9 protein-coding genes, 1 tRNA gene and 1 pseudogene are annotated in these 9,007 nt (G+C 70.5%); 8 read left to right on the top strand and 3 right to left on the bottom strand.

Annotated features, from left to right (window positions below):
• From L0B03_RS09990 to L0B03_RS09975, 4 genes and pseudogenes are all read left to right on the top strand, one after another.
• Positions 1–529: pseudogene (locus tag L0B03_RS09990) on the top strand (DNA polymerase III subunit delta'); the annotation flags it as partial.
• A gap of 82 nt (positions 530–611) precedes the next feature.
• The gene (locus L0B03_RS09985; RefSeq protein ID WP_250445652.1) at positions 612–2,198 is read left to right on the top strand and encodes an alpha/beta hydrolase; all 1,587 of its coding nucleotides are present in this window, start codon (positions 612–614) and stop codon (positions 2,196–2,198) included.
• A gap of 72 nt (positions 2,199–2,270) precedes the next feature.
• Positions 2,271–2,343 (top strand) — tRNA-Thr (locus L0B03_RS09980).
• 625 nt (positions 2,344–2,968) lie between these two features.
• The gene (locus tag L0B03_RS09975; protein WP_250445651.1) at positions 2,969–3,340 is read left to right on the top strand and encodes a hypothetical protein; all 372 of its coding nucleotides are present in this window, start codon (positions 2,969–2,971) and stop codon (positions 3,338–3,340) included.
• A gap of 155 nt (positions 3,341–3,495) precedes the next feature.
• Here L0B03_RS09975 and L0B03_RS09970 read toward each other — a convergent pair whose 3' ends face one another.
• Positions 3,496–3,741: a hypothetical protein gene (locus L0B03_RS09970; protein WP_250445650.1), complete on the bottom strand. Its 246-nt coding sequence runs from the start codon at positions 3,739–3,741 to the stop codon at positions 3,496–3,498.
• A 171-nt stretch (positions 3,742–3,912) separates the two neighbouring features.
• On the opposite strand from L0B03_RS09970, the gene L0B03_RS09965 reads away from it, so the two are divergent.
• On the top strand, positions 3,913–4,407 hold the full coding sequence (locus L0B03_RS09965; RefSeq protein ID WP_250445649.1) for a hypothetical protein: 495 nt from the start codon (positions 3,913–3,915) through the stop codon (positions 4,405–4,407).
• Between the two features lie 93 nt (positions 4,408–4,500).
• On the opposite strand, the gene L0B03_RS09960 is transcribed toward L0B03_RS09965, so the two are convergent.
• Both L0B03_RS09960 and L0B03_RS09955 read right to left on the bottom strand, forming a co-directional pair.
• Positions 4,501–4,905: a hypothetical protein gene (locus tag L0B03_RS09960; protein WP_250445648.1), complete on the bottom strand. Its 405-nt coding sequence runs from the start codon at positions 4,903–4,905 to the stop codon at positions 4,501–4,503.
• A 136-nt stretch (positions 4,906–5,041) separates the two neighbouring features.
• The gene (locus L0B03_RS09955; RefSeq protein ID WP_250445647.1) at positions 5,042–5,524 is read right to left on the bottom strand and encodes a hypothetical protein; all 483 of its coding nucleotides are present in this window, start codon (positions 5,522–5,524) and stop codon (positions 5,042–5,044) included.
• A 565-nt stretch (positions 5,525–6,089) separates the two neighbouring features.
• Between L0B03_RS09955 and heR the strand changes: the two genes are divergently transcribed.
• From heR to L0B03_RS09940, 3 genes are all read left to right on the top strand, one after another.
• On the top strand, positions 6,090–6,899 hold the full coding sequence (gene heR, locus L0B03_RS09950; RefSeq protein ID WP_250445646.1) for a heliorhodopsin HeR: 810 nt from the start codon (positions 6,090–6,092) through the stop codon (positions 6,897–6,899).
• 173 nt (positions 6,900–7,072) lie between these two features.
• On the top strand, positions 7,073–7,690 hold the full coding sequence (locus L0B03_RS09945; RefSeq protein ID WP_374204929.1) for a SigE family RNA polymerase sigma factor: 618 nt from the start codon (positions 7,073–7,075) through the stop codon (positions 7,688–7,690).
• Positions 7,690–8,679, top strand: a complete 990-nt coding sequence (locus L0B03_RS09940) for a hypothetical protein (RefSeq protein ID WP_250445644.1) — start codon at positions 7,690–7,692, stop codon at positions 8,677–8,679. Before L0B03_RS09945 ends, L0B03_RS09940 begins: the two co-directional genes overlap by 1 nt.
• Positions 8,680–9,007: the final 328 nt, after the last annotated feature.

Raw genomic sequence — 9,007 nt, 5'->3', positions numbered from 1 at the left:
CCCCCGACTTGAGGCCCGTACGCCGCGCAACGGGACCCTCGAGCTCGCGGCCTCGATCCGCGGCGTGGGGGACGCCGTGCTCGCCGCCGCCGACCTGGTCGAGGTCGCGACCGCGGAGTCCAAGGCTGCGAGCGCCGACCGGGACGCCGCCGAGAAGACGGCCCTGCTGCACACGCTGGGGGCCGAGGGCGGTCAGACCCTGCCGCCGAGCCTGCGCGCCCAGGTGCGCCAGCTCGAGGAGGACCAGAAGCGCCGCGCGACCCGGGCGCAGCGGGACATGCTCGACCGCTCTCTGCTCGACCTGCTGTCGCTGTACCGCGACGTGCTGGTGGTCCAGCTCGGGGCTGAGGTCGGCCTGGTGAACCTTGCGCAGGAGGCCGACGTGCGCCGCCTCGCCGCGGAGAGCACCCCCGAGCAGACGATCCGTCGCATGGACGCCATCGGGGAGACCCGCACGCGGCTCGAGGGGAACGTCGCCCCGCTGCTGGCCATCGAGGCGATGGCCGTCGCGCTCCGCCCCCAGGGCTGAGGCCAGGGTCCGCAGGGCTGAGGTCGGCGCCCGCAGGGATGAGCGTGCCGGACCTCCCAGGTCCATTGGCTACCGTTACCCCGTGCCGCACGCCCTCACCCCCGCCCTGCCCCTCGTCGGCCCCGCCGCGCCGCGCCCTCGCCGTCGTCCCTGGGGACCCACGGCAGCGATCGCAGGGATGGCCCTCGCCCTGGCCGGGTGCGTCGCGCCGGTCGAGCAGACCACCCCCGACCCCGAGAGCACCCCGGAGGGCACGGCAGCGCCCGCGCTCGGCACCGTCGAGGAGTACTACGGCCAGGAGGTCGCCTGGTCCGAGTGCGGGGAGCTCGAGTGCGCGACCGTGCAGGCGCCCCTGGACTGGGAGGACCTCGACGCCGGTGGTATCGAGCTCGCCCTCAGCCGTTCGGCCACCACGGGCTCGACCGAGCAGCGCCTCGGCTCCCTGCTCATCAACCCGGGCGGGCCGGGATCCTCGGGCGCCGGCTTCGTCGGGTACGCGACCGAGATCTTCAGCGACCGGCTCCTCGAGGCCTACGACGTCGTCGGCTTCGACCCGCGCGGGGTCGGTGACTCGACGGCCGTGAGCTGCGGGGACGACGCGACGGTCGACGCCTTCCTGCTCGCCGACCCGCCGCTGGACACCCAGGAGGACCTGGACACGGCCCGCGAGACCCTCCGGGCCTTCGGCGAGGGCTGCCTGCAGCAGACCGGCCCCCTCCTGGAGAACGTCGACACGGTGAGCGCCGCCCGCGACCTCGACCTGCTGCGCGGAGTGCTGGGCGACGAGAAGCTCGCCTACGCGGGCTTCTCGTACGGCACCTTCCTCGGCGCGACCTACGCGGACCTCTTCCCCGAGAACGTCGGTCGTCTGCTGCTCGACGGCGCGCTGGACCCCTCGACGAGCAACGACGAGCTCGTCATCGGTCAGGCCGTGGGCTTCGAGGCGGCCCTCACCGCCTACGTCGAGGACTGCCAGGCCGGAGCCGAGTGCCCGCTGACCGGGAGCGTCGAGGACGGCAAGGCGCAGATCGCCGAGCTGCTCGACCGCATCGAACGGCGCCCCCTCGAGACGGCCTACGGCGTCGAGCTCGACGCCGTGCTGGGCTTCTACGGCGTGGTCGTCACCCTCTACAACGACGAGTACTGGCCCCTGCTGACCATGGCGCTGACCGAGGCGATGACCGAGAACACCGGCACGTACTTCGTGGACCTGGCCAACGCCTACCTCGACCGCACCGTCGAGGGGGAGTACCAGTCCAACCAGATGGTCGCCTTCAACGCGATCAACTGCCTCGACTACCCGGTGGTCTCGAGGAACCTCGCCGAGCTCGAGGCCTTCGCCGACGAGGTCGCTGCCCAGGCGCCGACCTTCGGCCGCGACTTCGCCCTCGGCATCGGCTGCGAGTCCTGGCCGGTCGCCCCGGTCGGGGAGCGCGGACCGATCGCCGCCGAGGGCGCCCCGCCCATCCTCGTGGTCGGCACCACGGGCGACCCGGCGACCCCCTACGTGTGGAGCGAGGCCCTCGCCGAGCAGCTCGAGTCCGGGGTGCTCGTCACCTGGGAGGGCGAGGGGCACACCGCCTACGGGCGCGCCAACCAGTGCCTGACCGACGCCGTCGACGACTACCTGGTCGACGGCGAGCTGCCGGCCGACGGGCTGGTCTGCTGACCCGCTTTGGACCAGCGCCCGACGGTCGGTACAGTAGGCCCCGCTCGTCGTGCGCCCCGGTGCCGACGGCACGCCGCCTTAGCTCAGTCGGTAGAGCGTCTCACTCGTAATGAGAAGGTCATCAGTTCGATTCTGATAGGCGGCTCCGCACATATGGCTCTGACCTGCGCAAACACGGGCCAGTGATGGTTCGTCGTGCATCGTTCCCGATGCCGTTGCACGCTCGTTGCCCGCGAGCGGTTCTCTTGTGGCCGCTCCCGCCGGGACCGCAGGATGAAACACCAGGTCAGGGGCTTTTCCCAACGCTCACGATGAGACGGTCGTCGGTCAAGAAGTGAGCCAGATCCAGGCGAGCGTAGCCGTCTTCAGTGCGTCAGAGCCGGGCGGCTGCGGTCGGCGGAGTGAGCTCTGCGTCGGTTCGATCGGTGCCGTGGGTTCCCGCGAGCGACACGAGGTGGAGAAGGATGACACCCATGTCCATGACTTTGCCCGTGGGAGAGCCTGCTGCCGGCCCGTGGAGAGCAGTGCCTGAAGGAGTTCTCATAGCGCTGCTGTTGCAGGCGGCCGGAGCGCCGACAGGTCGGCCGCGAGTCGTGGCCGTGGATGGACGCGGCGCGTCGGGGAAGTCGACGCTGGCTGAGCGCCTGTGCCGGCAGGTGAGTCCTTCAGCGATCGTCCACACCGACGACATCGCCTGGCACGAGCCCTATTTCGCGTGGGGTCACCTGCTGGCCGATCACGTCTTGCGGCCCTTGCGCCGGGGGGAGGGCGTGTCCTTTCGCCCACCTGCATGGGCGCAGCACGCGAGGGACGGGACGATCGAGGTACCTGCGGGTCTGGACCTCGTCGTCGTCGAAGGTGTCGGAGCCAGCCAGCGAGAGCTGGGTGACCTGATCGATGCGACGGTGTGGGTGCAGTCCGACCTCGCCGTGGCCGAGGAGCGGGGTATCGCCCGTGACATCTCGCAGGGCGTCAACGGAGACGCCGAGGAGACCGTCGCGTTCTGGCACGAGTGGATGGCCCAGGAGCTGCGCTTCTTGCAGGCGCAACGCCCGTGGGAGCGAGCCTGCGTGGTCGTCGCCGGGACGACCCCCATCCCGCTGCTCGACGGTCAGGTCGCCATCGCTCCTGGCCCCCTGTGAACTGCACGCACATCGGTACACGCCGTGCGGCAGATCCGCGCGGGTTCGTCGAGGCGCGATGGGCATCGCTGAGGGGTCAGCAGCTGATCTCGTCCGCGACGCGTGCCGCGATAGAGGAGAGCATGACCGCTTTTCGAGACCTGCGCGCGGCCGGGTCACGATCGACCCCGTGGCGCCCCGCGCTCCCACCAGTCGAGGTGCACCTGCTCGCGCACTGCGGTCGCGGCGAGCTCGACATCGTCGACGTTGCAGAACTTCCACAGCTCCTTCGCTGCCCGGGAGTAGTGGAGCAGGACCTGGTCGACCTGGAACGCATCCAGCTGGCCGGCGCGGAAGCCGTCGACCGCTGCAGCGACGCGCTCCACCAGCGCCGCGAGCTGGACCTCGTGGTAAGTCGCCACGGCATCGCGCGCTCTCTTCCGATCGGCCCTGGAGGACACCCAACGAGGTTAGCCCGGGACCGTCCGACGCCGATGACAACGCGGAAGGCCGCCGCGGCGACGCTCCCTATGCGGCATGACCGTGCACCGGAGCGGCCTGCGCTACCCCTATGGATCTGACACGCTCGGGGCGTGAATCTGCACTCGGAGGACGGCGCCCGTGTGGCCCTACGGCCCACCGGCTACCAGTTCGGTCGCGGCTCTGCACCACCAGGCGACTGGGACGCGAACTGGCTTCTGGTGCGAGGCGAGGTGCGCACCGCGACCGGTGAGTCTTGGTCGTTCCACGACCCATGCCTGACGACGTGGGACTGCGTCGAACTCCAGGGGTGGCTATCCGCCGCGAGCCGAGGCGACGTCGCGCCCACGGACGAACCGTCCGAGGACGACGGGCTCCTTTGGTTCACCGAGCCCAACCTTGCGTTCAGCGTTGCGGAGATCAGCGCCGACGAGCTCGTGCTCCGCGTACACCTCTCGCTGGAATCCGGACCCATGGAACCGGGCTCCATGCCCAACCCGGCCCCGAACCTCTACGAGTACGCACTCCCGCTCAAGATGAGCCGCGCCCGACTTCTCTCGGCAGCAGATGAGTGGCAGGCCGACATCGCTCCCTACCCCAACCGCTAAGGCACCGTGCTCACCGGCGGCAGGACGGCGGCCGGCCCGCGGGCGAGCACGGCCAACCCTTTGGTGCGGCACGACCGTGCGGTATGCGTCGGGTCAGGGGCCGACGTAGAACGCATAGTCGAACTCGCACCCTTCAGGGGCGTAGTCGGCGCTACCGGTGCCGGCGCTGCCACCGCCACCGAGCCGGATGTGGCTTCCATCGGTGTAGCGCTCGCCGTTGTAGGTGAGCGTCGTGCCGTCCCACGTGGTGCGCGGGCGTTGGAACACCGGCAGCCAGGTCTGGCCGAACTCGTCCACGATGAGCACACAGGTCTCGTTGACGCTGACCGCTCCCTCAAGGAGAGCGCCGTCGCCAGCGTCCGAGCTGGGAGTCACGTAGGCGATCGGGCCGCCCTCGACCAGCCCAGCGCCGCCATCGGGCCCCGAGCAGGCCGCGAGCGGAACGAGCATCACTGCGGCGCTGAGGACGACGACCGTCGCCGTGCGATCGCGCTCCATGCCGCGGAGCCTACTGCGGGTCTGACAACTACCGACCTGCCTTCACCGACGGGCCGCAGGCTCGCAGGCTGTGCTGCTCTGCGGCATGACCGTGCGCCGATGACCGCCGACTTGGCCTTCGATTGACCGCCCTGAGTCACGCGGCGTCGGCCGGCGTCAGGGTCCACGTCCCGCCCTTGGCGACGGCGAGCACTTGGTCGTCGGGACGGAAGAGCCACCAGTTGTCGAGCCGATCGTCCTCGCTCGGCCGCGAGGACAGACCAAAGGTCCGCAGGTGCACGTCCGAGAACGAGAAGACCGTGTCCAGCGCAGGGCCCGTGGCGGTGATAGATGTGAGTTCTCGCCCGTCGATGACGGCCAACGCAACAGCGATGAGCTCTCCGGTGTCCTCGCAGCCCGCGAGCACGGTGCTCGCGTCTTCGATGCGCCACGCGGCCATCTGGATCCACAGATGCCACGCGCCACGGTCGACGTGACCCGAAGCGTCGAGCCGCGAGTCGCCGAAGTCGAACGTGAGGAAGCTCCCGTGCCCCTGACGTGGGCTCCAGACGGGCAGCCCCACCAGATCCGCCAGGTGCTCGGCAAACGGGCCTCTCGCCCCCCGATCATGATGTGCCACGACGCCAGGGTGGCAGAGAGCCGGCCAGGCAGGAGGAGTCGCGCACAGTCAGCACGGACATGCCGCTCCCCGGTGACCCGCCCCTGACGGTCTCCCGGTCGTGAAGCGGGTGCACCGACGTGCGCGTGAGAGCACGCTCTTCGGCAGATCCGGGTGTGGGGCTCCCCGCGACTTCGGCGCGACCGGGCGGTGGCGCGGTAGGCATCGGCAGGGTCGGCTCGGATCGAAGACCCCTCGGAGCGCGGTGACCATCAAGCCCCGGCGTTGCACGCAGAACCTCAGCAGCCCTCGCGTTGAGCACGCTGCCTGCACCCTACGCACACCATGCACAGGTCAAAATCCCAGGTCAGGGCGTTGTGCATCCTTCTCGTAATGAGAAGGTCATCAGTTCGATTCTGATAGGCGGCTCCGCACGAAGGCCCCTGGACTGCTCACCGCAGGCCAGGGGCTTTTGTCGTGCCCAGCGACCGATGACCGGGCACCCGCCCGCCTGCGCGGATAGCGTGGAGCTCCGCAGGTGTCGCGGGACGGCCGGGGCGCGGCGGCGAGCGCAGGAGCCCGTCCCATGGCGAAGACCACCCGACCGCCGGCCGACGTCGCGCCCTCGCCGGCGGACCTGACCCCGCGGTTGCATGCCCTGCGTCGCTACAACGTGATCGCGGCGCTCGCCCACGCCGTCCAGGCGGTCGTCGTCGTGGTCCTGTCCAACGACTTCGCGCTACCGGTCACGGCCACCTACCTGGCGGGCCCTCCCGGGACCCCAGGCGGTGAGCAGGTGGAGATCCTCGAGCTGCCGCTCGGACCGGCCGTGGCCGGGTTCTTCGCGCTCTCGGCGCTGTTCCACGCGATCGTCGCCTCGCCCTGGGGCTTCGGCCGGTACACCGCCGGCCTCACGCAGGGTCACAACTACTTCCGCTGGGTCGAGTACTCCCTCTCCAGCACGCTGATGATCGTCCTCATCGCGCAGATCACCGGGATCACCGACGTCGCCGCGCTGCTCGGGCTCGCCGGGGCGAACGCCTCGATGATCCTGTTTGGCTGGCTGCAGGAGAAGTACCACACGCCCGGCGACGGCGGGTGGCTCCCGTTCGCCTTCGGTTGCATCGCGGGAGCCGTCCCGTGGCTCGCGATCCTCGTCTACGTGGTCTCTCCGGGGTCCACGAGCGGGGCCGAGCCGCCGGGGTTCGTCTACGGGATCATCGTGTCGATCTTCGTGTTCTTCAACGTCTTCGCGCTCATCCAGTGGCTGCAGTACCGGCCCGTCGGGAGGTTCGTGGACTACCTCCGCGGCGAGCGCGCGTACATCACCGCCAGCCTCGTCGCGAAGACCCTCCTGGCCTGGCAGATCTTCGCGAACACCCTCGTCCCGAGCTGAGGCGCTGCGGCTCGGCCGGTCCACGACTCCACGAACGCCGCGACCGTGATGGAGGCGGCTGCTCAGGTCGAACCGGTCGACGAGGCTGACGAAGAGGATCCTCACCGCAGGCAACTCCGACGGCCGGTGGTGCGTGTATAGGACATGGACACGGCGGTGGATGGGTGAGCGGGGTGACGGTGGGTGAGGACGTGCCGGTGGCCTCCGTGGAGCCGGTGGTGGTCGAGCACTCCGACGGCGCTCGCGCCCGGTGGGCGCGGGACGCGGAGTTCTCCGCGTTCATGGCCGAGGCGGAACCGCTCCTCAGCCGGACGGCGTGGTTGCTGTGTGGTGACGGGCACCGGGCTGAGGAGCTCGTCCAGCAGACGCTCGTCCGGACCTACGTCGCCTGGCCCCGCGCCCGAGCGACGGATCCCTTGGCGTACGCGCGGCGCACCCTCGCCAACGCACGGATCGACATGTGGCGGCGACGCCGACGAGAGAGCCTCGTCGCCCCTGAGGAGATGGCCGAGCCGCCAACGTCCGGTGCGGCCAGCGCGTACGGGGCCAGGGCCCAGGATGAGCACGCGGAACGTGACGTGCTGGTCAGGGCGCTGGCCCGGTTGAGCCCGCAGCGCCGTCGCGTCGTCGTCCTGCGGTACGTGCTCGACCTGTCCGAGCAGCAGGTGGCGGATGACCTCAACATCTCCGTCGGGTCGGTGAAGTCGGCTGCCGCGCGGGGTCTGCGGCAGCTGCGCGAGGTGCTGGGCGGGGCCGAGGGGCTCTCCGTGGGACGGGTGGAGGAGAAGTGATGGACGACGACGTGATTCGGGACCGGCTGCGTGGGCTCGCCGACGTCCAGCCACCCGTGACAGTGGACCGCGTCGGTGTCCTGCGCGCGGGACGACGCCGGCGCCTCGCCCGGGCGGCGGGCGCCGTGGGGGTCGTGGTGGTGCTCGCCGTGGGGGCCTACCCGGCGGTCGCCGCGCTCGCACCGGACCACGAGCCCGTGGCGCCGGCGGTGCCCTCGCCGAACGAGACGGTGACCCCGGTGCCCCGGGCGCTGGTGGACCGCGAGGCCGGCACGATCACCATGCCGATGGACGAGCTCGACCTCGAGCCGCATGATCGGGCCGCCGGCCAGAACGCGCACCGCCACTTCATGTCACGCTGCATGGAAGACCAGGGCTTTAGCGACCTCTGGGAATTCGACGGCCCTCTACCAGTCCAGGACTCCCCCTCGAGGAAGCAGCCCTACGGCGTCTGGCGGTCCAGTGACGTGCGTGACGAGGGGTATCGCCCCCTGCTGGAGCACGTTGCCTATGCCGAGGACGGAAGGCAGCTGGGGGACGAGGAGGTCGACGCCATCGCCGAGTGCGAGAGCGCACTCGTCGACGCGGGCCTGGGGCTCGACCTCGATGCGCTCGACGAGGTTGCGAGGGCGCCAGGGAGCCTCGGGTGGGGATCGGGCTTGGACACCGATGAGGGTCGCGCGATCTACTCGGAGTGGAAGCGGTGCCTCACTGAGAGCGGGGTACGTCCGCCTGAGCTCGACCACGGGTGGCTGCCCGAAGATGTGCTTGACGCCCCTCTCGACGAGCAGGTCCGCATCGGGCTCGTGGATGTGACGTGCAAGGAGAGCCTCGACCTCGTCCAACGCATGGGTGACCTGGACGCGGCAGAGCAGGCGGCCGACCTGGCGCGGAACGGCGAGTACTACGCCGCACAGCGAGCCATGGAGCTCGAGGCGCTCGAGAAGCAGCGCGCCTACCTCGAGGAGCACGGCATCACCGTCCCATGACCGCACAGCTTCTCCACAGGGCCGCACACAACCTGCCCGCGATTCCCGCGCGATACGCCGCCGCACCAGGCCGTGAGTCTCTAACGTCTCGATCATGAGCGACCAGGGGACCCCGTCCGAGGCCAGCAGCACTCCCTCTGCGTCGGTGCCGGCGGGTGGTCAGCCCCTCCCAGGGGCAACGCCGACGCGGGCGGCGACCCTGCCACCCGCGACCTTGCCCCGCCGGGCCACCGAGCCCCCGGGCCCCTTCGCGCAGTTCTGGGCGGCGGGCCGCGAACCGGTGCCGACCTGGGTGCTTATCGCCGCGGCCGTGGTGGGCCTGGCCGCC

Origin of the sequence: Actinotalea sp. C106, from assembly GCF_023630195.1 — a bacterium.
Taxonomy (GTDB): Bacteria; Actinomycetota; Actinomycetes; order Actinomycetales; family Cellulomonadaceae; genus Actinotalea.
Note: the sequence above shows the minus strand (reverse complement) of the source record. Positions and strands in the feature narration are given on the sequence as shown.

Excerpts from the sequence above, each read along its gene's own strand:
- L0B03_RS09940 (WP_250445644.1), top strand. The coding sequence starts at position 7,690 with ATGGACGACGACGTGATTCGGGACCGGCTGCGTGGGCTCGCCGACGTC.
- heR (WP_250445646.1), top strand. The coding sequence starts at position 6,090 with ATGGCGAAGACCACCCGACCGCCGGCCGACGTCGCGCCCTCGCCGGCG.
- L0B03_RS09960 (WP_250445648.1), bottom strand. The coding sequence starts at position 4,905 with ATGGAGCGCGATCGCACGGCGACGGTCGTCGTCCTCAGCGCCGCAGTG.